The sequence below is a fragment of the Streptomyces sp. CB09001 genome, assembly GCF_003369795.1.
GTDB lineage: Bacteria > Actinomycetota > Actinomycetes > Streptomycetales > Streptomycetaceae > Streptomyces.
The window spans coordinates 5,775,815-5,798,809 of sequence record NZ_CP026730.1; the positions used below are offsets into that span (position 1 = coordinate 5,775,815).

The window sequence follows — 22,995 nt, forward strand, 5'->3', positions numbered from 1 at the left end:
GAGCCCTCATGCCCCTACTGGCCACCACCCCCGTCGAGAAGATGTCCGGGCCCTACGCCCGGCGCTGGTGGGCTCTCCTCGTGCTCTGCCTGAGCCTGCTGATCGTCGTCATGGCCAACACGTCCCTGATCGTCGCCGCCCCGGACATGACGACCGACCTCGGGCTGAGCAGCAGCGACCTGCAGTGGGTCATCGACGGCTACACCGTCCCGTACGCCGCGCTGATGCTGGTGCTCGGCGCGATCGGCGACAAGTACAGCCGCCGCGGCGCCCTGGTCACCGGTCTGGTGATCTTCGCGGGCGGTTCGGTGATGGGCAGCCTGGTCCACGAGACGGGGCTGGTCATCGCGGCCCGGGCGGTCATGGGCGTCGGCGCCGCCGTCGTCATGCCGGCCACGCTGTCCCTGCTGGTCGCGGTCTTCCCGAAGGGGGAGCGGGCCCGTGCCATCACCGCCTGGACCGCCACCTCGGGACTCGCCATCGCGGTCGGGCCGCTGGTCGCCGGATGGCTCCTGGAGGACCACTCCTGGGGGTCGACCTTCCTGGTCAACGTCCCCGTCGCGGTCCTCGCCGTCGTCGGCGCGCTGATCCTCGTACCGCCGTCGAAGGCGGCCGGTGCGGGCCGCATCGACTACGTCGGCGGGCTGCTCTCCATCGTCTCCGTCGGCAGCCTGGTCTACGCGACCATCGAGGGCCCGCACTTCGGCTGGGGCGCGGGTCCCGTCGCCGCGGCCGTCGTCGCCGGGGCCGGCCTGATCGCCTTCGTGGCCTGGGAACTGCGCCACCCGCACCCCATGCTGGACGTGCGACGCTTCCTGCTGCGGCCCTTCAGCGGCTCGATGCTCGCGGTGCTGTTCTTCTTCTTCGGCACCTACGGCGCCATCTACTACGCCACGCAGTTCCTGCAGTTCGTCCTCGGCTACGGCGCGCTGGAGACCGGCGTACGGCTGCTGCCGCTGGCCGGGGCCGTGTTCGTCGGCGCCGCGGTGACCGGGCGGCTGACCCCGAAGCTCGGCGTGCGGGCCACGGTCGGCTCGGGCATGGCCATCGGCACCGTCGGTGTCTTCCTGCTGGTCCTGATCGACCAGGGCTCCACCTACGCCGACTTCCTCGCCCCGATGCTGCTGCTCGGCCTCGCCATCGGCCTCAGCGTCTCCCCGGCCACCGACACCATCATGGGCTCCTTCCCGGAGAGCGAACTGGGCGTCGGCGGCGGCGCCAACGACACCGCGCTGGAACTCGGCGGCTCCCTCGGCATCGCCGTCCTGGGCTCCCTCCTCGGCACCTCCTACCGGGACGAACTGGCCGGCCTGGTGGGCGACCGGCTCCCGGCCGCCGCACTGGACACCGCCCAGGACTCGGTGGGCGGCGGACTCGCCGTCGCCGAGCGGCTCGCCACCAACCCGGCCGCCGGACCCGAGCAGGCGCAGGCCCTCGCCGACGCCGTGAACCGGGCCTTCGCCCACGGCGTCTCGACGACCAGTCTCGTCGGCGGCGTCATCATGGCCGCCGGGACCCTGATCGTCCTCGCCGTCCTGCCCGGCCGCCGCGCCCGGCGGGCGGCCGAGGCCCAGGCCGACCCGACGGAGGCACGGGACACCGAACTCAGCCGTTCCGGGAGCTGAGCCGCCCGCACCCCGCCCGCCCCCGCCCGGTCAGTCGGCCAGCGCCGCCAGCTCCTCCGCCGTCCGCGGGCCCGTCGCCGAGTCCGCCAGCAGGCCCCGCGCCCGCAGCAGCCCGGCCGCCGCGACGCCCCAGGGGAGCCGCAGCCCGGCCTGCCGCAACAGGTCGGTGCGGGCCAGCGTCCCGGCGGCCGGGCCGGTGCGCACACCGTCCGGGGTGAGCAGGGCGGCGTCGTCGGACCAGCGCAGGGCGAGGTCGACGTCGTGGGTGGCCATCACCACCGTGGTGCCGCCCGCGCGCAGCCGGTCCAGGGTGGCGAGCAGCCGCTCCTGCCCGTCCGGGTCGAGACCGGCGGTCGGCTCGTCGAGGATCAGCACCCGGGGCCGCATCGCGACCGCCCCCGCGATCGCGGCCCGCTTGCGCTGCCCGTACGACAGCAGGTGCGTGGGCCGCTCGGCCAGCGCCGCGATGTCCAGCGCGGCCAGCGCCTCCCCGACCCGGGAGCGGACCTCCGCGTCGGGCAGCCCCAGGTTCAGCGGACCGAAGGACACGTCCTGGCCGACCGAGGCCGCGAAGAGCTGGTCGTCCGGGTCCTGGACCACCAGCTGCACGGTGGTCCGCAGCCGGGTCAGCCCCCTGCGGTCGTAGGTCACCGGCCGTCCGTCGACCGTCAACGTCCCCGCGCGCGGCCGCAGTCCGCCGCTGAGCAGCCGCATCAGCGTCGTCTTGCCACTGCCGTTGCGGCCGAGCAACGCCAGCGCGCGCCCCTCGCGCACCGCGAAGTCCAGGCCCGCCAGCACGTCCGGGCCCTCCTCGTACGCGAACGACGCGCCCCGCAGGGCGACCAGGGGCAGAGCCGGTTGCGGTGACCGCGCCGGTTCGCTCACGACAGGGGTCCTTCCAGTACGAGGGTGAGAGCGGCCAGCGCCGCCAGCAGCACGACGCTGGCCGCCGTGAACGGCACCGACACGCGGGCCTCGGGCACCAGCACGCGCAGGGTGCCGTCGTAACCCCGCCCGGCGAGCCCGGTCTGCAGCCGCGCCGCCCGGTCGAAGGCCCGCACGAACGCGGTGGCGCCGAGCCCGCCGAGCGAACGCCAGGCCGCCGCCCGACTGGTGTGCCCGAGCCGCGCGGCCTGCGCCTGACGGATCCGGCGCACCGCATCCAGCAGCAGGAAACTCATCCGGTACGTCACCAGCGCCACGTCCACCACCGGCGCGGGCACCCCGGCCCGCACCAGGCGCGGCAGCAGGTCGGACATCGGCGTGGTGAACGCGAACAGCAGTACCCCCAGCGAGGCCGCCGAGGTGCGCAGCAGCAGCCCGCCCGCGCGCACCGCACCGCCGTCGGCCGTCGTCAGGAACCCGTCCGGGCCCCCGACCTGCACCAGCAGCGGCAGCGCACCCGTCACGCAGAAACCCAGCGGCACCCGGTAGGCCCGCCACAGCCGGCGCGCGGGCACGCCCGCCGGGCCGAGCAGCACCGTCAGCGCCGCCACCAGCACCAGCGCCGCGCCCGGCCAGGGCGGCAGCGAGATCGCGAGCACGGTCAGGCCGAGACCGAGCACGGCCTTGTCCACGGGATGGCGGCGGCGCCAGCGGCTGGCGTGCGCCGCCGCGTCGATCGGCAGCACTCAGTCCCCTTCGGGGGTGTCCCCCGGTGCCGCCGGGGTCCTGGAAGTCGCCAACGCCCGCTCCTCGCCCTGCCGTCGGCCCCGGCGCAGGCCGAAGTAGTACGCCAGCACGCCCGCGCCGAGCGCCGCCTGCAGGGCGAACAGCGCCGACTCGATCTCCCCGGACGGGGGTTCGTACAGCGGGGAGAACCACGGTTCGTAGTCCGGTTCGATCTCGGTGATCGCCGTCTCCGCCTCCGCGTCGGACCCGGCGAACGGCTCCGCCTTGTGCTCGCCGAGCCCCAGCACCAGCGGCAGCACCGCCAGCGCGGCCACGGCGAGCAGCAGCACGGTGTTGATCCTCGCGTTCCGGCTCATCGGGCCACCGCCTCCTGTTCCCGCTCGCCCGACCGGGTCAGCAGCACGCCCAGCCGCGTCAGTTCGCCCTTGCTGGACTGCACGAGCAGCCGCATCACGATCACCGTGAGCAGGCCCTCGCTCACCGCGAGCGGAATCTGCGTGACGGCGAAGATCGAGCCGAACTTGCCGAGCGCGCCCAGGAATCCGCTGCCCGGGTCCGGGAAGGCCAGCGCCAGCTGCACGCTGGTCACGCAGTACGTGGAGAGGTCGGCGACGAACGCGCCGGAGAACACCGTGACCATCAACGGCACGTCCCAGCGGCGCAGCAGCCGGTAGACGCCGTACCCGGCCCAGGGGCCGACGATCGCCATCGAGAAGACGTTGGCGCCGAGCGTGGTCAGCCCGCCGTGGGCGAGCAGCAGCGCCTGGAAGAGCAGGGTGATGGTGCCAAGGACCGCCATGATCGGCGGCCGGAACAGGATCGCGCCCAGACCGGTGCCGGTGGGGTGGGAGCAACTCCCGGTGACCGACGGCAGTTTCAGGGCCGAAAGAACGAACGTGAAGGCTCCGGAGGCGCCGAGGAGCAGTGTGCTCTCCGGGTGCTCCCTGACCTCACGGGTGAGTGACCGGACTCCGTGGACGACGAACGGCGCGGACGCGACACCCCAGGCGATCGCGTGCGCCGGTGGCAGAAAGCCCTCGGCTATGTGCATGGCTCAGCAGACCCTCTCCAGCACCTCGTGGATGGACGACGCGCCTTGGCCGGTCTCCTGGCTTACGGGTACCACCGCCCGTGCTCCGCCTTCCCGGATCGCAAGCGATCCAGTGGCTGCCCGCGAGGGCCGGAGCCGGACTTCCCGATTCACAGTGGCGAGGGCCGCACCGGCATCACACCGGTTTCCCGTTCACCAAGGCGTGGCGACAGTAGTGCTCCCACGGGGGCGGGCACAAGCGGGCCTCGGGCCCCGCGGGCGCCCCGCCGGGCCGCCGAACAGGCCTCAGGGCCGCGTGACGCCCGGCGTCGCCGGTCCGCGGCCGGCGCCGCTCGTCCTCGCCCAGCGTGGCGAAGATCTCCGCACGCCCGTGGTGCAGGGCACGCAGCTCCTCCTCGCCGAGCGACTCGGCCCAGCGGTGCCGCGCCTCGCCCGGGCGGGCCGTCTCTTCCGCCGTGCGGGGACGTTCCACTGCGGTCATCTCCGCGATCACGTCCGGACAGGCCTCGGCCGAGCCGTCCGGCTCGGCGTCCGGCTGGGCGTCCGGCACCGCGCCGGCACCGCGCCGGCTCCGGGTCGGCGGGAGCCCGGAGCCGCGCAGCGCGAGGACGCGGTGCGGGCGCCGGACGCCGCCGTCAACGGGAGCGGTCCCGCTCGGGGCGGCGCACCACCATGGTCCGCATCCGGGTGGTCAGCGCGGTGGCGGCGGCCGTGAGGAAGACGAAGCTGTACGTGATCTGCAGCATGGTCACGACCCGCGCGGCCTGGCCCCGCGGGGTGATGTCCCCGTACCCGACGGTGGCGAGCGTCACCACGGTGAAGTACAGCGCGTCGATCCGGGTCCGGAGTCCGTGGAACTCGCCCGGCGACTTGGCCAGGGAGTAGTACGCAGCCGAGAAGACGTGCACCGACAGGACGATCAGCAGCGAGATGACCACCCCGGGCCGGCTGTCCGGACGGTCCAGGAGAACGTGCCGGATCTGCCGCAGCAGCAGTACCGCCACGACGGTCAGCAGCACGGTGAACAGTGCCCAGCTCAGCACGGGCCGCTCGGGGCCCAGGTTGTCGAGGGGGAGCAGGAAGTAGGCCACGACCACGGCGAGGGCGGCCCCGGTCCGCAGGAGCCAGGGCCGGACGGCGCCCCAGCCGGTACGGGGGCGCGGACGCGCGGTCCGGCCGCCCCTCACCGTGCCGCCCCCGTCTCCGGCGCGGGGGGTGTCCCGCCCGCCTCCTGCCGGGGCCTGCGCACCAGCTGGGCGACGACGAAGGAGACGACCGAGGCCATCACGATCAGTGGCATCTGTTCGTGGGAGTCCCGGCCCATCAGCAGCACCGCCAGGACCGAGCTGGCCAGCGGCAGCCCCGTCACCGCGGCCGCCGCGGCGGCGATGCCGAGGGCGAGGGCCGGGGTGGCACCGAAGCCGGGCAGCCCGGAGCAGGCCAGCGCCGTCGCCGCGCCCAGCAGCACGGACGGGAAGATCGGGCCGCCGCGCAGCGCGCCCAGCGCGATGCCCCAGGCCAGCCCCTTGCACGCGACCAGCGCCACGAGCGCCCCCACGGACCAGGCGTGCGGGTGCGCGGCGAGCTGGGCGAGGGTGGCCTGGCCGGAGAGCGCCGCCTCGGCCGGGGAGCGGCCGGTGATCAGCGCGTAGGCGGCGACGCAGACGCCGACCGCCGTGGCGCAGGCGACGGTGCGCACGGCCGTGTGCCGCCGGGTCCAGGTGACCGTGCGGCGGCCCAGCCCGCGGGCGAGCGTGATCAGTACGGCGATCAGCGCGGCGGTGGGCAGGCCCCACAGGAAGTCACCCGCGTCCGGACCGGCCTGCGGCGGCAGGTCCGGCAGGGCCAGCGCGCCGATGTGGAGCCCCGTCCACTGCCCGAAGCCGGTGAAGACCAGGGCGCCGGTCGCGCTGGCCAGCAGACACGGCAGCAGCAGGGCGACCAACTGGGTGCCGGCCAGCCCCGCCCCCTCGATGAGCAGGACCGCCGCCGCGATCGGGCCGCCGAGGATGGTGGAGATCGCGGCGGTGGACCCGGCCGTGGCGAGGATCGCGCTCGCCCGCTGGTCGCCGCCCGCGCCCGCCCGCCGCACCGCCAGCAGGGCGAGCCCGCTGCCGACGGCCATGAGCGGGGCCTCGGGACCCAGCACCACGCCGAGCGGCAGCGTGGCCAGCGCGGCCAGCACCGCGCCGGGCAGCGCCCGCGGGCCGACGGGTGCGCCGCCCAGGCCGTTCACCGGCAGATGACCGCCGCCGCCCGGCATCCGGGTCACGATCGGCGCCAGGACCAGCCCGGCGAGCACCAGCGCGGGCAACGGCCACCACCACGGTGGGGTGTCGTATCCGGCCGCCTCGGGCAGCGAGGTCCACACCCAGTGCTGCAACTCGTGCTGGAACCCGACGAAGAAGAAGCAGGCCAGCGCGACGGGCACCCCCAGCAGCACGCACAGCAGCAACAGCCGCCGGTAGCCGGGGCTGAGCAGGGTCTGCCGCAGGGACCGCTCCGCCCGGTCCGGGACGGCGTTCGCCGGCGCGGTCACGGAACCCGTCCGCGCGGGCCCCGCCGGAGCAGCGGCCGACTCGTCACACGCCCTCCTTCTTCCCGCCCCGCGGTCCGTCGGTGACCGGGGCCGCGGGTGCCGCTCAGTTAACGCGAGGCCCGGGCCGCCCGCATGCGCACGCCCGGCGCGCGGTTCACCCGTCCGGCGGACCCGCCTGGCCGGGGAGCCCGCCCGCCCGCAGGCTCTAAACGACCTGTCGGTGCCGTCGGGCTCCGGCGGGCAGCTGCCCCGTACGGGGGACACAGAAAGGACTCCGCTCATGAGCCAGCACGCCGAACCCTCTCCCGGCCGGCCGTCCCACGGCGGCGACGCCTCCTGGGCCCAGCGCTCGGGCGACCGAACCAGCGGCTGGGTGACCGGCGGTGTCGTCTTCGCGGGCGTACTGCTGCTGCTGAACGGCGCGCTCGCCGTCCTCCAGGGCATCGCGGCCATCGCCGAGGACGACGTGTACGCCCGTATCGGCACCTATGTCTACGAGATGAGCCTGACCGGCTGGGGGATCGTCCACGTCATCCTGGGCGCCCTCGTGTTCGTCACCGGGTTCGGTCTGCTCAAGGACATGGCCTGGGCGCGGGTGGCGGGTATCGTCCTCGCCTCGCTGAGCCTGATCGCCCAGTTCCTGTTCCTGCCGTACGCGCCCGTCTGGTCCGTGATCATGATGGCGATCGACGTGTTCGTGATCTGGGCCCTGGCGAGCCGTCACGACAGCTCGTCGGCCCGGGCCTGACACGCCACGCCCAGGACGGACGGTCACCACCGCGCCCGCGGTGGTGACCGTCCGCCGGTGTCCGGGCTCAGTGCCGGCGCAGGTTCCTGGCCAGCGTCGTCGCCGCCACCGCCGTGCCCATGGCGGCGGCCGCCGTGGCCGCGAGGGCCAGGGCCCGGGCCCGCGGACCGGGGGCGGACGGACGTGCGCCCGGCGCGGTGCCGTACGCGCTGCCCGGGGTCCCCGGGCCGGCCGCGGGGCCCGGCGGCAGGGCCGAGGCCAGCAGCTCCGCCAGGTGCACGCCCTCGTGGCCGCCGCTGTCGAACTCGTGGATCTGGGTGCGGCAGCTGAACCCGTCGGCGAGGACGACGGTCGACTCGTCCTCCTCCCGCAGCCGCGGCAGCAGCACCCGCTCCGCGCACGCCTCGCTGACGTCCAGGTGACCGCGCTCGAAGCCGAAGTTGCCGGCCAGGCCGCAGCAGCCGGAGTCCAGGCGTTCCGCGTCCACCCCGGCCCGGCGCAGCAGCTCCTGGTCGGCCTCCCAGCCCAGAACCGCGTGCTGGTGGCAGTGCACCTGGGCCAGCGCACGCGCGGACCGGTCGGGGACCCGCGGCGGCTCGTAGCCGGGGGAGTGCCCGGTGAGCAGCTCCGACAGCGTCACCGTCCGCTCGGCCAGCCGCAGCACGTCCTGGTCGCCGGGGAACAGCTCGGCCGCGTCGGCCCGGAACACGGCCGCGCAGCTCGGCTCCAGTGCCACGACCAGGCCGCCCGCCCGCACATGGTCGGCCAGACCGCGCACGGTGCGGGTGAGCACCTTCTCCGCCGTGCCCAGCTGACCTGTGGAGATCCAGGTCAGCCCGCAGCACAGCGGCTCGTGCGGCAACTCCACCCGCCAGCCGGCCTGTTCGAGGACCCGTACCGCCGCCCGGCCGATGTGCGGGTGGAAGTGGTTGGTGAAGGTGTCCGGCCACAGCAGCACGGACCCGCGGTGCCCGTCGCCCTCCGGCTCGTGCTCCGCGAACCACTGCTCGAAGGTGCGCTCCGCGAACAGCGGCACCTCCCGGTCCGCCACCCCCGCCACCAGCACCGCCGCCTTCGACAGCAGCGGGGCGTGCGTGAGCGCGTTGACGACCGGGCCCAGCCGGGTCCGGCCCACCACCTGGGCGAGCGCCGGCAGCCAGCCCATCGACCAGTCCGAGCGCGGCCTGCGCCACGGCCGCCCCGCGTAGTGGTGCGACAGGAACTCCGCCTTGTACGTGGCCATGTCCACGTCCGCCGGACAGTCCTTCTTGCACCCCTTGCAGGCCAGGCACAGATCGAGGGCGTCCTTCACGGCCTCCGAACGCCAGCCGTCCCGGATCGCGCCGTCCCCGTGCCCGTCGAGCATCTCGAACAGCAGCCGGGCCCGGCCCCGTGTCGAGTGCTCCTCCTCGCGGGTCACCTGGTACGACGGGCACATCACGGTGCCGTCGCTGGTGTGCTGCCGGCACTTCCCCACCCCGACGCAGCGGTTGGCGGCCTGGGAGAACGAACCCCCGTCGTGCGGGAAACGGAAGTGCAGGTCGCGGGGCTCGAACGGGGCCCAGTCACCGCCGAGCCGCAGATTCTCGTCCAGCCCGTACGGCGCCACGACCTTCCCCGGGTTCATCCGGTCCAGCGGGTCGAACACGGCCTTCAGCCGCCCGAACGCCTCCACGAGCCGGTCCCCGAACATCCGCCCCAGCAGCTCGCCCCGGCTCTGCCCGTCCCCGTGCTCGCCGGACAGCGAGCCGCCGAACTCGACGACGAGATCGGCGGCCCGCTCCATGAACCGCCGGTACGCCGCCACCCCGTCCGCGGTGTACAGGTCGAACGGGATCCGGGTGTGCACGCAGCCCTGCCCGAAGTGGCCGTACAGGCTCGGGCCGGTGTCGCTCAGGTACCCGAACTCCTCGAACAGCGCCCGCAGTCGGCGCAGGTAGTCGCCCAGCCTCTCGGGAGCGACCGCCGAGTCCTCCCAGCCCTCGAAGGTGTCCGGCTTGCCCGGGATGTGTGCGGTGGCGCCGAGCCCGGCCTCGCGGACCTGCCACAGGTCCTCCTCGTGCGACGGATCGTCCAGGAACGCGCAGTCGGCGTCGCCTTCGGAGCGGTGCACGGCCTCCAGCAGCCGGTGCGCCCGCGCGTCCGCCTCCTCCACGGTGTCCCCGCCGAACTGCACCATCAGGTAGGCGTTGCCCTCGGGCATCTCGGCCAGCGCCTCGGGGTTCAGGTGCTTGATCCGCTCGTCGCGGACCAGCCGGGCGTCGACGCCCTCCAGGGCGATCGGCTCGTGCGGCAGGATGCCGGGCACCGCGTCGGCGGCCTTGTCGATGCTGTCGAACCCGAGCACGAGCAGGGAGCGTTCCTTCACCACCGGCACCAGCTCCAGCTCCGCCCGCACCACCGTGACCAGCGTCGACTCGCTGCCCACCAGCAGCCCCGCCACGTCGAAGCCGAACTCCGGCAGCAGCGAGTCCAGGTTGTAGCCGGAGACCCGGCGCGGAACGTCCGGGAACCGGCGGCGGATCTCGTCCCCGTAGGTGTCGCGCAGCGCCCGCAGCCGCCGGTAGACGGTCGCCCGCAGATCGCCCTGCCGTTCGATCTCGGCGTACTCCTCGTCGTCCGTCTCCCCGCACCAGAAGCGGGTGCCGTCGTACAGCAGCACCTCCAGGCGGGCGATGTTGTCCACGACCTTGCCGTGCGCCTGCGCGGTCGCACCGCAGGAGTTGTTGCCGATCATGCCGCCGAGGGTGCAGTTGGCGTGGGTGGCCGGCTCGGGCCCGTAGCGCAGGCCGTACGGCGCGAGTTGCCGGTTCAGGTCGTCGAGCACGATCCCGGGCTGGACGACGCAGGTACGGGCGCCGGGGTCCACCGACTCCACCCGGGTGCAGTACTTCGACCAGTCGAGGACCACGCCCGCGTTGGTGCACTGCCCGGCCAGGCTGGTCCCGCCACCGCGCGAGAGCACGGGCGCGCCGAACTCCCGGGCCACGGCCACCGCCTCCACCCCGGCCTCCGGGGTACGCGGGACGACCACGCCGAGGGGGGTCTGCCGGAAGTTCGACGCGTCCGTGGAGTAGGCGGCCCGGCTCCCGGCGTCGAAGCGGACCTCACCGTCCACCCGCTCGCGCAGGGCGTCCCGGAGGGCGGCGGTGTCGACCTTCGGCGGTGCCCCCTCGCGCGTGACGGGCTCGGGCAGGTCCAGCGCACCCATGGGCACTCCTTCGTGTGACGGCGTACGTCCGTCCGCGCGGCGGCGGCTCCGGCGCGCGGGCTCCCGCTCGGGCGCGACGGCTGTCGCTGAGTACCCGGCCCGGCACCGGACAATCACCGCACACGGAGCGTCGTCAACCGTGTCGCTGTTGGGCCGAACGGGTGACTTGGCGTAAGAATTGGCTGGTGCAGGCAATGAAGGCGAGTGAAATCGGGGGAGCCGGTGAACAGCCACGACGTCACCGATGAACAGTGGGAAGGGCTCGCCCAGGTAGTTCCGCTGCGTGGGCGCGACGCCTGGCCGTCCGCGGTCGGTCACCGGGCGATGCCGGAGGCGGAGACGGAGCGGCGCCGCCGTTTCGTCGTCCTGAGGGTCAACGTGTTCGCGGACGCCCGCGAGGTCGCCGAGATCCTGATGGCGGGGATCCCGGTGCTCCTGGACCTGACCAGCGCCGAGGGCGAGGTCGCCAAGCGGGTCCTGGACTTCAGCACCGGCGTCGTCTTCGGCCTGGCCAGCGGGATGCACCGGGTGGACCGCAACGTCTTCCTGCTGACCCCGGCGGGCACCGAGGTGAACGGGCTGATGGAGAGTGCGGTGGGGGTCCCGGGAGTGTGACGGTCCGGCCCTGGGCGGCCGGTCCCCCGATCGTAGGAAAGCCGTCCGGGCAAAACGGTTCGCCGTCCGGCGGAGTCCTACGGTCCGCATATGGCAGCGTCACCTGCGTTCTCCGCGTCACCTGCGTCGCCCGACTCGTCCGCGTCCGTCGTGCCGCTTCCCGGGCGGCCCCGCGTCACCCAGCTGCGACTGTCCGCCTTCGCCGGGCACCGGGGCGCCGTGCTGCGGCTCGGGCCGCTCACCGTGCTCGCCGGGCCCAGCGGCAGCGGCAAGACCAGTGCGCTCAGGGCGTACGACGCCCTGGCCCGGCTCGGCGGCGGCGCGGAACTCGGCGCGGTGTTCCCGGACCCGGGCGCCTGCGTGCCCGAGCGGGCCCGGCCCGACGCGCAGCACCGCCGGGGCTTTCGCATCGGCTGCACGGCCGACGGGGCCGAGGGGCCGGTGCACCTGGACGTCGCCGTGCAGGCCGAGCCCGAACTGCGCATCGTGGGGGAGCGGCTGACGGCGGACGGCGTCGTGCTGCTCGAAACGGCCCTGCGCGACCCCGGCCGCCGTGCCGTGCAGGCGGCCTGGCACACGGCAGGGTCGGCGCCCGTGACCCGCGCCCCGCTGCCCGACGACCGGCTCGGCACCCCCCTGCTGCCGCTGCGGGTGGCCGGCAAGACGGACGGGCAGCGCAGGGTGCTCGCGGCGGCCGAACAGATGGTGGTCGCGCTGCGCTCCGTCTTCTCCTGCGATCCGCGGCCGGGCCGGATGCGGGAGCCCGTACCCACCGGCTCGGGGCGCCTGCTCGGCGGCTGCGACAACCTCGCCGACGTGCTGTGGCGCACCCGCGCCGAGTGCGGCCGGCGGCACGCGCAGTTCGTCGCGGCGGTACGAGCCGGATGCGCTGGCCCCGTCGAGGACGTCCTGGCCGAACCGGCCCTCGGGGGTGTGGTCCGCGCGCTCCTCGACCGGGGCGACGGCGTCCGCACCGGTCTCGGCCGGCTCGGCTACGGGGAGCTGCGCTATCTCGCCCTCGCCCTGGTGCTGTTCACCGGCCCCGGTGTGCTGGAGGTCGACCCGGCCGGCGAGGTGCCCGCCGCGCTGCAGACGCTCACCGTCCTCGCCGACGGCTTCGACCGCGGCCTCGACGTGCACCAGCGCGCCGGACTGCTCCGGCTGGCGGGGCGGATGTGCGACCGGGGGCACATCCGCTTCGTCGGAGCGGTCGCCGACGCGTCGTGGGCGGTCGAGGCGGTCGAGGCGGTGGGGGAGGCCGGGAAGGCAGGGGCGGGAGGTGTCACGGTGGTACACCTGAACCCGTGACCGATCATCCTCGTGACCTCGCGGCACTGCGGCGCAGGCTGGCCGAGTTCGCCGCCGCGCGCGACTGGCAGCCGTACCACACCCCCAAGAACCTGGCCGCCGCGCTGAGCGTTGAGGCCTCCGAACTCCTCGAGATCTTCCAGTGGTTGACGCCCGAGCAGTCGGCCCGCGTCATGACCGACCCGGACACCGCCCACCGGGTCCGGGACGAGGTCGCCGACGTCCTGGCGTACCTCCTGCAGTTCTGCGAGGTGCTCGGGGTCGACCCGCTGGCCGCGCTGGAGGCGAAGATCGAGCGCAACGAGTCCCGGTTCCCGGCGGGCGAGGCGGGCCGACCGGAAGGCTGAGCCCGGAGGAGTCAACCACTCCGCTATCACTCTCCGCAGTCAAGTTCCGGCCAGAAATCGCGATGGTGTCCGAAGATTTCCGCCTTCCTCTGGCTTTTCGTCCCACACGCCTTCACTCTGGGTAGTGAACAACGGAGTTCGGGCGGACGCGCCGCGAGCGCGTCGGACAGACGGGGGCAGCGCATGGACGCTGTGCGGCTCATCGTGACGAGTGGGCGTGCCCTGGCCGCCGGCGGCGAGGTGCCGGAGGTTCTGACGGAGGTGTGGCAGGTGCAGGCACTGGCACAGGCGATCGGCAGCCGGCTGGCGGTCCACGGACCACCCGAACTGCGCGGCGAGGCCATCGGGCTGACCGAGCTGGCGGGCCGCGGCTGCGGAGTGCTGCACACTCCCGAGCTGGCCCCGGGTGAGCTGCGCGCCGCCCAGCTCACCGAACTGGGCGACGCCAGGCAGGCCCTGATGCGCCTGGGCACCCTGCTCGGCGAGACCGGCATCGCCCTCGTGGGCGTCGCCTGCGCCGCCGACGACGAGGCGACGTACTGGCAGTGCATGGAGGCCATCGACGCGGCGGACGAGTCACGGGACCGGGTCCTGGAGATGCTGCGCAAACTGGCGGACCGTGACGCGCACTTACCCGAGCGGGAGGCGGGCTAGGGCGGTCACCGCGCCCCGCGCCCCGCGCGCCGCGCCCCGCGCCCTGCGCCCTGCGCCCCGCGCGCCGCGACGGGAGCCTGTGCCGTACCCCCGTGCCGAGCAGGCAGGATGGAAGACATGGATCTCCGTATCTTCACCGAGCCCCAGCAGGGGGCCACCTACGACACCTTGCTCACCGTGGCCAAGGCCACCGAGGACCTGGGCTTCGACGCCTTCTTCCGCAGCGACCACTACCTCCGCATGGGCGCCGTGGACGGACTCCCCGGCCCCACCGACGCCTGGATCACCCTCGCCGGACTCGCCCGGGAGACGAAGCGCATCCGCCTCGGCACCCTCATGACCGCCGGCACCTTCCGCCTGCCCGGCGTCCTCGCCATCCAGGTCGCCCAGGTCGACCAGATGTCGGGCGGCCGCGTCGAGCTGGGCCTGGGCGCCGGCTGGTTCGAGGAGGAGCACAAGGCGTACGGCATCCCCTTCCCGAAGGAGAAGATCGGCCGCCTGGAGGAGCAGCTGGCGATCGTCACCGGTCTGTGGGCCACCGAGACCGGCAAGACCTTCGACTTCCACGGGAAGTTCTACGACCTCACCGACTCGCCCGCGCTGCCCAAGCCCGCGCAGGCCAGGGTGCCCGTGCTCATCGGCGGGCACGGTGCCACCCGCACCCCGCGGCTGGCCGGCCAGTACGCCGACGAGTTCAACATGCCGTTCGCCTCGATCGAGGACACCGAGCGCCAGTTCGGCCGGGTGCGGGCCGCCGCCGAGGCGGCCGGCCGCGGTGCGGACGCCCTCACCTGCTCCAACGCCCTCGTCGCCTGCGTCGGCAAGGACGACGCCGAGGTCGCCCGGCGCGCCGCCGTCATCGGCCGCGAGGTCGAGGAGCTGAAGGCCAACGGCCTCGCGGGCTCCCCGGCCGAGGTCGTCGAGAAGATCGGCCGCTACGCCGAGGCCGGCGCCCAGCGGATCTACCTCCAGATCCTCGACCTCGACGACCTGGACCACCTGGAGCTGATCTCCTCCCAGGTCCAGTCGCAACTGGCCTGAGACCGCCCGTCACACAGCCGGATAACCGAAGGCGCCGGTCACCCGCCCTGTGCGATCGTGTGACCGTCGTCCTGCCGGAGCCCTCGGGGTACCGCCCCGGGGGCTCCCGCACGTACGACGCCCGTCCCGTCCACCCAGCCGGAGAGGCCCTCCGCATGTTCCTGACCCTCACCACCACAGGCACCCCCGAGCGCCCCGCGACCGACCTCGGTTTCCTGCTGCACAAGCATCCCGAGAAGGCGCAGGCGTTCTCCACCTCCTTCGGCACGGCCCACGTGCTCTACCCGGAGGCGGAGGAGCAGCGCTGCACGGCCGCGTTGCTGCTGGAGGTCGACGCGGTGGCGCTGGTCAGGCGCGGCAAGGGCAAGGGCCGCGGCGGCGCCCCCGACGCGGCCCTCGCCCAGTACGTCAACGACCGCCCGTACGCGGCCTCGTCCCTCCTCGCCGTCGCGCTGAGCAGTGTCTTCTCCAGCGCGATGCGCGGCGTGTGCAAGGCCCGCCCCGAGCGCGCCGCCGAGCCGCTGCCGCTGCGCGTCGAGATCCCGGCGCTGCCCGCCCGCGGCGGCCCCGACCTGGTACGGCGCCTGTTCGAGCCGCTGGGCTGGGCGGTCGCCGTCGAGGCGGTGCCGCTGGACACCGAGTTCCCCGAGTGGGGCGACTCGCGCTACGTCCGGCTGGTGCTGGAGTCCGAGGCCCTCACCCTCTCCAACGCCCTGCGCCACCTGTACGTCCTCCTTCCGGTGCTCGACGACGCCAAGCACTACTGGGTCGCCCCGGACGAGGTCGACAAGCTGCTGCGGGCCGGTGGGGGCTGGCTGCCCGGCCACCCCGAGCAGAAGCTGATCACCAGCCGCTACCTGTCCCGCCGCTGGTCCCTGACCCGCGAGGCGATGGACCGGCTGGAGCTGATCCGGCTGGCCGAGACCGACGACAGCGAGGTCGAGGAGATCGACAACGCGGTCGAGGCGGAGGCCGAGCAGGAGGCGAAGCCCACCCCGCTCGCCGTGCACCGCCGCGAGGCGATCCTCACCGCGCTCCGCGACGGCGCCGCCGCCCGTGTCCTCGACCTCGGCTGCGGCGAGGGGCACCTGGTGCGGGAGCTGCTCAAGGAGCCGCGGTTCACCGAGATCGTCGGCGTGGACGTGTCGGTGCGCGCCCTCACCATCGCCTCCCGGCGGCTCAAACTGGACCGCATGGGCGAGCGGCAGGCCGCGCGTGTCCGGCTCTTCCAGGGTTCGCTCGCCTACACGGACAAGCGCCTCAAGGGGTACGACGCCGCCGTGCTCAGCGAGGTGATCGAACACCTCGACCTGCCGAGGCTGCCCGCCCTGGAGTACGCCGTCTTCGGTTCGGCCCGCCCGCGCACCGTCGTCGTCACCACCCCCAACGTCGAGTACAACGTGCGCTGGGAGAGCCTGCCCGCCGGTCACGTCCGCCACCGCGACCACCGCTTCGAGTGGACCCGCGAGGAGTTCCGCACCTGGGCGGCGGCGGTCGCCGAACGGCACGGCTACGACGTGGAGTTCCGCCCCGTCGGACCCGACGACCCCGAGGTGGGCCCGCCCACCCAGCTGGCCCTGTTCACCCTGCGGACCACGCCCGGGACCCCGACCGGGACCCGGACCACCACCGCGACCACGACCGAGAAGGAGGCGAAGGCCGCATGAGCACCGCAGACACCACCGGCACCACCGGCACCACCGGCACCACCGAGGACACCCCCGTGCGGGCCCGCGTCCTGCCCGTCACCGACCTCTCCCTCGTCGTGCTGATCGGCGCCTCCGGCTCCGGCAAGTCCACCTTCGCCCGGCGCCACTTCAGGCCGACCGAGGTCATCTCCTCCGACTTCTGCCGGGGCCTGGTCGCCGACGACGAGAACGACCAGAGCGCCAGCCGCGACGCCTTCGACGTCCTGCACTACATCGCGGGCAAGCGGCTCGCCGCCGGCCGCCGCACCGTCGTCGACGCGACCAACGTGCAGCAGGACGCCCGGCGTCAGCTGATCGACCTGGCCCGGAAGTACGACGTGCTGCCCATCGCCGTCGTCCTCGACGTGCCCGAGCAGGTGTGCGCCGAGCGCAACGCCACCCGCACCGACCGCGCCGACATGCCCCGCCGGGTCATCCAGCGCCACACCCGCGAACTCCGCCGCTCCCTGCGCCACCTGGAGCGCGAGGGCTTCCGCAAGGTGCACGTACTGCGCGGTACCGCGGAGGCCGAGCACGCCACCGTCGTCACCGAGAAGCGCTTCAACGACCTCAGCCACCTCACCGGACCCTTCGACATCGTCGGCGACATCCACGGCTGCGCCACCGAGCTGGAGACCCTGCTCGCCGAGCTCGGCTACACCGACGGCGTCCACCCCGACGGCCGCACCGCCGTCTTCGTCGGCGACCTCGTCGACCGCGGCCCGGACAGCCCCGGCGTGCTGCGCCGCGTGATGTCCATGGTCAGGTCGGGCAACGCCCTGTGCGTCCCCGGCAACCACGAGAACAAGTACGGCCGCTTCCTGAAGGGCCGCAAGGTCCAGCACACCCACGGACTGGCCGAGACGATCGAGCAGATGGACGGCGAGAGCGAGGAGTTCCGCGCCGAGGTACGGGAGTTCATCGACGGCCGGGTCAGCCACTACGTCCTCGACGGCGGCAGGCTGGTGGTCTGCCACGCCGGTCTGCCCGAGAAGTACCACGGCCGCACCTCCGGCCGGGTCCGCAGCCACGCCCTGTACGGCGACACCACCGGCGAGACCGACGAGTTCGGCCTGCCCGTGCGCTATCCCTGGGCCGAGGACTACCGGGGCCGCGCGGCCGTCGTCTACGGGCACACCCCGGTCCCGGAGGCCACCTGGCTGAACAACACCATCTGCCTGGACACCGGCGCCGTCTTCGGCGGCAAGCTCACCGCGCTGCGCTGGCCGGAGCGGGAGATCGTCGACGTACCCGCCGAGCGGGTCTGGTACGAGCCGGCCAAGCCGCTGCGCACCGAGGCGCCCGGCGGACACGACGGCCGCCCGCTGGACCTGGCCGACGTCCAGGGCCGCCGCGTGGTGGAGACCCGGCACGCCGGGCGGATCACCGTGCGCGAGGAGAACGGGGCGGCCGCGCTGGAGGTCATGAGCCGCTTCGCCACCGACCCCCGGCTGCTGCCGTACCTCCCGCCGACGATGGCACCGACCGCCACCTCGGGCGTGGACGGCTACCTGGAGCACCCGAAGGAGGCCTTCGCGCAGTACGCGGCGGACGGTGTCGCGCGGGTGGTGTGCGAGGAGAAGCACATGGGCTCGCGGGCGGTGGTCCTGGTCTGCCGCGACGCGGACGCGGCCCGTGCCCGGTTCGGCGTGGAGGGCCCCACCGGGTCCCTCTACACCCGTACCGGCCGCCCCTTCCTCGACGACGCGTCGGTCACCGAGGAGATCCTCGACCGGCTGCGCACCGCGATCGGCGCGGCCGGCCTGTGGGACGAACTGGCCACCGACTGGCTGCTCCTCGACACCGAGCTGATGCCCTGGTCGCTCAAGGCCTCCGGGCTGCTGCGCTCCCAGTACGCCGCCGTGGGCGCCGCCTCCGGCGCGGTGTTCCCGGGTGCGCTCGCCGCACTCGAGGGCGCCGTGGCGCGCGGCGTCGAGGTGAAGGACCTCCTCGACCGCCAGCGCGCCCGGTCCGCCGACGCGGCCGCCTTCACCGACGCCTACCGCCGCTACTGCTGGCCCACCGAGGGCCTGGACGGCGTCCGCCTGGCCCCGTTCCAGATCCTGGCCGTCCAGGGCCGCAGCCTGGCCGCGCTGCCGCACGACGAGCAGCTCGCCCTCCTCGACCGGCTCGTCGAGCACGAGGGCAGCGGCCTGCTGCAGACCACCCGGCGTCTGTACGTCGACACCGGCGACCCCGAGTCGGTGGCGGCGGGCGTCGACTGGTGGCTGGAGATGACCGGCCGCGGCGGCGAGGGCATGGTGGTCAAGCCCGTCGGCGCCCTGGTACGGGACGACCAGGGCCGCCTGGTGCAGCCCGGCATCAAGTGCCGGGGCCGGGAGTACCTGCGGATCATCTACGGCCCCGAGTACACCCGCCCCGACAACCTCGCCCGGCTCAGGCACCGGTTCCTGAACCACAAGCGGTCCCTGGCGATCCGCGAGTACGCGCTCGGCCTGGAGGCCCTGGACCGCCTCGCGGACGGCGAGCCGCTGTGGCGGGTGCACGAGGCGGTGTTCGGGGTGCTGGCCCTGGAGTCGGAGCCGGTGGACCCGCGGCTGTGATCCGGCCCGCGGCGCCGGGGCGTGCGCCGGCCGGAGTCACCCGGCGTACGGCTTCACCGCCGCGGACCGGGCCGACTCCGGACGGCGCTCGCGCGTGGCGAGCCGCGCGTTCAGCAGCAGGAGCGGCTGGGTCAGGAGCGTGGTGGCGAGGGCCATGAAGACGAGGACCGTGTAGAGCGGGGCGCTCAGCAGACCCGCGTCCAGGCCCGCGTTGAGGGCGATCAGCTCGGTCAGCCCCCGGGTGTTGAGCAGGATGCCGACCGTCCACGCGTCGTGCCGGTCAAGCCCGCCCAGACCGGCCGCCGCCGCCCCGCTGCCGATCTTCGTCACGACCGCGAGCGACGTCACCACCGCCAGGGCGGCCCAGCCCGTGCCCGTCATGCTGTTCAGTGCCACGGACTGGCCCGACAGCACGAAGAAGAACGGCAGCAGCAGTGAGGCCACGGACAGCAGCGGCCGCAGCAGGTCGGGATCGAGCGTGCCGCCCTCCTCACGCGGGACGACCACGCCGGCGAGCAGCGCACCGAAGATCACGTGCAGCCCCAGCAGGTGCGTGACCCACGCCGAGCCGAGCGCGAAGCCGATGAGCAGCGCCATCCGGAGCGAGGGCTCCAGGCGGGTCCGCCACAGCAGCAGACGCAGCAGCGGACGGGCCGCGCACGCCATCAGGGCGACGTAGCCGACGGTGAGCAGCACCCGCCACGGCCAGTCGAGCCCCCCGCCGGCGCCGTCGCCGCCCCCCGCGTTCAGCAGCGCGCCCGCCAGCACCGTCCAGCAGATCGCGTCCAGCACCCCGGCGGCGGAGACGGCCACCACTCCGGGCACCGTGCGGGACAGCCCGTTCTCGCGCACGATGGCCGTCAGCACCGGTACCGCCGTCGTCGCCAGGGCCACCCCGGCGAAGACCACCATGCCGGGCGAGAGGTCCCTGGGCATGCCCAGGTCGTGCAGCGCGTCACCGAAGAGCAGGGCGGAGCCGCTGCCCACGGCCATCGGCACGGCGAACGAGGCCAGCGCCACGTTCACCGAGCTGCGCGCCCGGACCCCGAGCACCTTCAGGTCCAGCTCGTAGCCCACCGCGAACAGGAACACCACCAGCGAGAACTGCGCCAGTCCGGTCAGCGCCGGACCGATCGCCGCCGGGAACAGGGCCGCGTACGCGTCCGGGGCCGTGCTGCCGAGCAGCGAGGGGCCGAGCGCGATCCCCGTCGCCAACTGGCCCACGATGTACGGCTGCCCCAGCCGCCGCGCCAGCCACCCGCCGCTGTGGGCGGCCACCAGGACCAGCGCCGAGGCACCCACGAAATGGGTGATCAGGGCATCGGGACTCAACGCGCCGGAACTCAACGTGTCGGAATTCAAACGGGCCTCCCCCTGACACGCGGCCGGGCACTCCGGCCGTCGCCACGCTTTACGCGGTACCGCCGTGGCGCCCCGCCGTCGCACAGGGGCACCCGGAGGGCGCACTGTGGTCATGGGCACGCGAAAGCAGGGGGTGAACGGGCGCCGGAGTGGTCAGGATGGAGACATGGGATTCCAAGTCGACTCCGAAGCCGGGCGGCTCACCCGCGTCATCCTGCACCGGCCGGATCTCGAGCTCAAAAGGCTCACCCCCAGCAACAAGGACGCCCTTCTCTTCGACGACGTGCTGTGGGTGCGCCGGGCGCGCGCCGAGCACGACGGGTTCGCCGACGTGCTCCGCGACCGCGGGGTGGCGGTGCACCTCTTCGGCGACCTGCTCACCGAGACCCTGGACGTCCCGGCCGCCCGGCGGCTCGTCCTGGACCGGGTCTTCGACGAGAAGGAGTACGGAGTGCTGGCCACGGACCACCTCCGGGCCGCCTTCGAGACACTCCCCGCCCCCGAGCTGGCCGAGTGGCTGGTCGGCGGCATGACCAAGCGGGAGTTCCTGGACGCGCACCCGGAACCGACCTCCGTGCGCTTCCACGCCATGGAGCTGGACGACTTCCTGCTCGGCCCGCTGCCCAACCACCTCTTCACCCGGGACACCTCGGCCTGGATCTACGACGGCGTCTCCATCAACGCCATGCGCTGGCCCGCCCGGCAGCGCGAGACGGTCCACTTCGAGGCGATCTACCGCCACCACCCGCTCTTCCGCGACGAGCCCTTCCACCTGTGGTCCGAGGGGCAGGCCGACTACCCCTCCACCATCGAGGGCGGCGACGTCCTCGTCATCGGCAACGGCGCCGTGCTCATCGGCATGAGCGAGCGCACCACGCCCCAGGCGGTCGAGATGCTCGCCCACAAGCTGTTCGCCGCCGGGTCCGCCCGGACCATCGTGGCCCTCGACATGCCCAAGCGGCGCGCCTTCATGCACCTGGACACGGTGATGACGATGGTCGACGGCGACACCTTCACCCAGTACGCCGGGCTCGGCATGCTCCGCTCGTACACCATCGAGCCGGGCGCCGGGGAGAAGGACCTGAAGGTCACCGACCACCCCCCGGAGCACATGCACCGCGCGATGGCCGCCGCCCTCGGCCTCGGCGAGATCCGGGTCCTCACCGCCACCCAGGACGTGCACGCGGCCGAGCGCGAGCAGTGGGACGACGGCTGCAACGTCCTGGCCGTCGAACCGGGCGTCGTCGTCGCCTACGAACGCAACGCCACGACCAACACCCACCTGCGCAAACAGGGCATCGAAGTGATCGAGATCCCGGGCAGCGAACTGGGCCGGGGCAGGGGCGGGCCGCGCTGCATGAGCTGCCCGGTGGAACGGGCGGCGGTGTAGGGGCCGGGAGGGGCCACAAGGGCGGTCTGTATGGTCCGTATGGTCTGTATAGAAATTCAGAAGTTCGTATAGACTTCCATGAGTCCTGTTCCTGACCCTGTACTTCTGGAGCGCCCCCATGGCGACAGTCCCGACCGCCCTCGCCGGCCGCCACTTCCTCAAGGAGGCCGATTTCACCGAGGAGGAGTTCCGCGGCCTGATCGAGCTGGCCGCGGAACTGAAGGCCGCGAAGCGGGCCGGGACGGAGCCGCGGTACCTCCAGGGCAGGAACATCGCGCTGATCTTCGAGAAGACCTCGACGCGCACCCGCTGCGCGTTCGAGGTCGCCGCCGCCGACCAGGGCGCCTCGACCACCTACCTCGACCCGGCCGGATCGCAGATCGGCCACAAGGAGTCCGTGAAGGACACCGCGCGCGTGCTGGGCCGGATGTTCGACGGCATCGAGTACCGCGGCGACAGCCAGGCCAAGGTCGAGGAGCTGGCGGCCTTCGCCGGAGTCCCGGTCTTCAACGGGCTGACCGACGACTGGCACCCCACCCAGATGCTCGCCGACGTGCTCACGATGACCGAGCACAGCGACTGGCCCCTGCGGGAGACCGGCTTCGCCTACCTCGGCGACGCCCGCTTCAACATGGGCAACTCCTACCTGGTCACCGGCGCCCTGCTCGGCATGGACGTGCGCATCGTCGCCCCGAAGGCCTACTGGCCCGCCCAGGAGGTCGTCGACCGGGCGCGCGGGCTCGCCGAGACCAGCGGGGCGCGCATCACCCTCACCGAGGACGTGGCCGAGGGAGTGCGCGGCGCCGGGTTCGTCGTCACCGACGTCTGGGTCTCCATGGGTGAGCCCAAGGAGGTCTGGGCCGAGCGCATCAAGGCCCTCGCGCCCTACGCCGTGACCATGGACGTGCTGCGCGCCACCGGCAACCCGGACGTCAAGTTCCTGCACTGCCTGCCCGCCTTCCACGACCTGGGCACCAAGGTCGGCCAGGAGATCTTCGAGACCCACGGGCTCGACTCCCTGGAGGTCACCGACGAGGTCTTCGAGTCGGAGCACTCGGTCGTCTTCGACGAGGCGGAGAACCGGCTGCACACCATCAAGGCCGTACTCGTCGCCACCCTGGCCTGAACCTCGTTCGAACCTCGCCCGACCAGCCCCTATGCTGACCGGCGGCCCCGGAGCCACCCCTTCCGGTGCCGTCGTCCGCGACCACCGTCGCGCC

At 73.6% G+C, this 22,995-nt stretch carries 20 protein-coding genes and 1 riboswitch; of the genes, 11 read left to right on the forward strand and 9 right to left on the reverse strand.

The features are described 5' to 3' along the window. The first annotated feature begins 8 nt into the window (after positions 1–8). Entirely contained in the window at positions 9–1,625 is a 1,617-nt protein-coding gene (locus C4J65_RS26900) for an MFS transporter (RefSeq protein ID WP_115744699.1), read from the forward strand. A gap of 30 nt (positions 1,626–1,655) precedes the next feature. Here the strand turns inward: C4J65_RS26900 and C4J65_RS26905 are convergent, their stop codons facing one another. The 7 genes from C4J65_RS26905 to C4J65_RS26935 form a co-directional block, all read right to left on the reverse strand. After that, a complete protein-coding gene (locus tag C4J65_RS26905; protein WP_115744700.1) occupies positions 1,656–2,510 on the reverse strand; it encodes an ATP-binding cassette domain-containing protein in 855 nt (284 codons plus the stop codon). Beyond that, on the reverse strand, positions 2,507–3,256 hold the full coding sequence (gene cbiQ / locus C4J65_RS26910) for a cobalt ECF transporter T component CbiQ (RefSeq protein ID WP_115744701.1): 750 nt from the start codon (positions 3,254–3,256) through the stop codon (positions 2,507–2,509). Before cbiQ ends, C4J65_RS26905 begins: the two co-directional genes overlap by 4 nt. After that, positions 3,257–3,613, reverse strand: coding sequence for an energy-coupling factor ABC transporter substrate-binding protein (locus tag C4J65_RS26915; protein ID WP_115744702.1), 357 nt, complete (start codon positions 3,611–3,613; stop codon positions 3,257–3,259). Continuing rightward, positions 3,610–4,308 (reverse strand): energy-coupling factor ABC transporter permease, encoded by a 699-nt coding sequence (locus tag C4J65_RS26920; protein WP_115744703.1) that lies wholly within the window; start codon positions 4,306–4,308, stop codon positions 3,610–3,612. Before C4J65_RS26920 ends, C4J65_RS26915 begins: the two co-directional genes overlap by 4 nt. A 29-nt stretch (positions 4,309–4,337) precedes the next feature. Beyond that, positions 4,338–4,523, reverse strand: a riboswitch (cobalamin riboswitch). Further along, positions 4,484–4,858: a hypothetical protein gene (locus C4J65_RS36415; RefSeq protein WP_205351066.1), complete on the reverse strand. Its 375-nt coding sequence runs from the start codon at positions 4,856–4,858 to the stop codon at positions 4,484–4,486. It overlaps the preceding riboswitch by 40 nt. An 85-nt stretch (positions 4,859–4,943) precedes the next feature. Beyond that, positions 4,944–5,429 (reverse strand): potassium channel family protein, encoded by a 486-nt coding sequence (locus C4J65_RS26930; RefSeq protein WP_240330647.1) that lies wholly within the window; start codon positions 5,427–5,429, stop codon positions 4,944–4,946. 62 nt (positions 5,430–5,491) lie between these two features. Further along, positions 5,492–6,847 (reverse strand): chloride channel protein, encoded by a 1,356-nt coding sequence (locus tag C4J65_RS26935; protein ID WP_115744705.1) that lies wholly within the window; start codon positions 6,845–6,847, stop codon positions 5,492–5,494. A 280-nt stretch (positions 6,848–7,127) separates the two neighbouring features. Here C4J65_RS26935 and C4J65_RS26940 point away from each other — a divergent pair, with 280 nt between their 5' ends. Beyond that, the gene (locus C4J65_RS26940; RefSeq protein WP_115744706.1) at positions 7,128–7,595 is read left to right on the forward strand and encodes a hypothetical protein; all 468 of its coding nucleotides are present in this window, start codon (positions 7,128–7,130) and stop codon (positions 7,593–7,595) included. Positions 7,596–7,662: 67 nt separating this feature from the next. On the opposite strand, the gene C4J65_RS26945 is transcribed toward C4J65_RS26940, so the two are convergent. After that, positions 7,663–10,806, reverse strand: coding sequence for an FAD-binding and (Fe-S)-binding domain-containing protein (locus C4J65_RS26945; protein WP_115744707.1), 3,144 nt, complete (start codon positions 10,804–10,806; stop codon positions 7,663–7,665). A 222-nt stretch (positions 10,807–11,028) separates the two neighbouring features. On the opposite strand from C4J65_RS26945, the gene C4J65_RS26950 reads away from it, so the two are divergent. The 7 genes from C4J65_RS26950 (at position 11,029) to C4J65_RS26980 (ending at position 19,023) form a co-directional block, all read left to right on the forward strand. Beyond that, complete coding sequence (locus C4J65_RS26950; RefSeq protein ID WP_162833371.1) at positions 11,029–11,421, forward strand: cell division protein SepF; 393 nt, start codon at positions 11,029–11,031, stop codon at positions 11,419–11,421. Positions 11,422–11,511: 90 nt separating this feature from the next. Further along, on the forward strand, positions 11,512–12,729 hold the full coding sequence (locus C4J65_RS26955) for an ATP-binding protein (protein WP_115744709.1): 1,218 nt from the start codon (positions 11,512–11,514) through the stop codon (positions 12,727–12,729). After that, positions 12,726–13,076 (forward strand): nucleotide pyrophosphohydrolase, encoded by a 351-nt coding sequence (locus C4J65_RS26960; RefSeq protein ID WP_115744710.1) that lies wholly within the window; start codon positions 12,726–12,728, stop codon positions 13,074–13,076. Before C4J65_RS26955 ends, C4J65_RS26960 begins: the two co-directional genes overlap by 4 nt. Positions 13,077–13,259: 183 nt before the next feature. Beyond that, on the forward strand, positions 13,260–13,730 hold the full coding sequence (locus C4J65_RS26965) for a DUF6099 family protein (protein ID WP_011030573.1): 471 nt from the start codon (positions 13,260–13,262) through the stop codon (positions 13,728–13,730). A gap of 117 nt (positions 13,731–13,847) precedes the next feature. Further along, the gene (locus tag C4J65_RS26970) at positions 13,848–14,771 is read left to right on the forward strand and encodes an LLM class F420-dependent oxidoreductase (protein WP_115744711.1); all 924 of its coding nucleotides are present in this window, start codon (positions 13,848–13,850) and stop codon (positions 14,769–14,771) included. Between the two features lie 155 nt (positions 14,772–14,926). Continuing rightward, positions 14,927–16,438: a 3' terminal RNA ribose 2'-O-methyltransferase Hen1 gene (locus tag C4J65_RS26975; RefSeq protein ID WP_162833372.1), complete on the forward strand. Its 1,512-nt coding sequence runs from the start codon at positions 14,927–14,929 to the stop codon at positions 16,436–16,438. Beyond that, positions 16,435–19,023, forward strand: a complete 2,589-nt coding sequence (locus tag C4J65_RS26980) for a polynucleotide kinase-phosphatase (RefSeq protein WP_240330522.1) — start codon at positions 16,435–16,437, stop codon at positions 19,021–19,023. Before C4J65_RS26975 ends, C4J65_RS26980 begins: the two co-directional genes overlap by 4 nt. 36 nt (positions 19,024–19,059) lie before the next feature. On the opposite strand, the gene C4J65_RS26985 is transcribed toward C4J65_RS26980, so the two are convergent. Further along, entirely contained in the window at positions 19,060–20,355 is a 1,296-nt protein-coding gene (locus C4J65_RS26985; protein WP_115744713.1) for a cation:proton antiporter, read from the reverse strand. A gap of 196 nt (positions 20,356–20,551) precedes the next feature. On the opposite strand from C4J65_RS26985, the gene C4J65_RS26990 reads away from it, so the two are divergent. Then, a complete protein-coding gene (locus tag C4J65_RS26990) occupies positions 20,552–21,775 on the forward strand; it encodes an arginine deiminase (protein ID WP_115744714.1) in 1,224 nt (407 codons plus the stop codon). Positions 21,776–21,893: 118 nt separating this feature from the next. Then, the gene (argF, locus tag C4J65_RS26995; RefSeq protein WP_115744715.1) at positions 21,894–22,901 is read left to right on the forward strand and encodes an ornithine carbamoyltransferase; all 1,008 of its coding nucleotides are present in this window, start codon (positions 21,894–21,896) and stop codon (positions 22,899–22,901) included. Positions 22,902–22,995 lie beyond the last annotated feature (94 nt).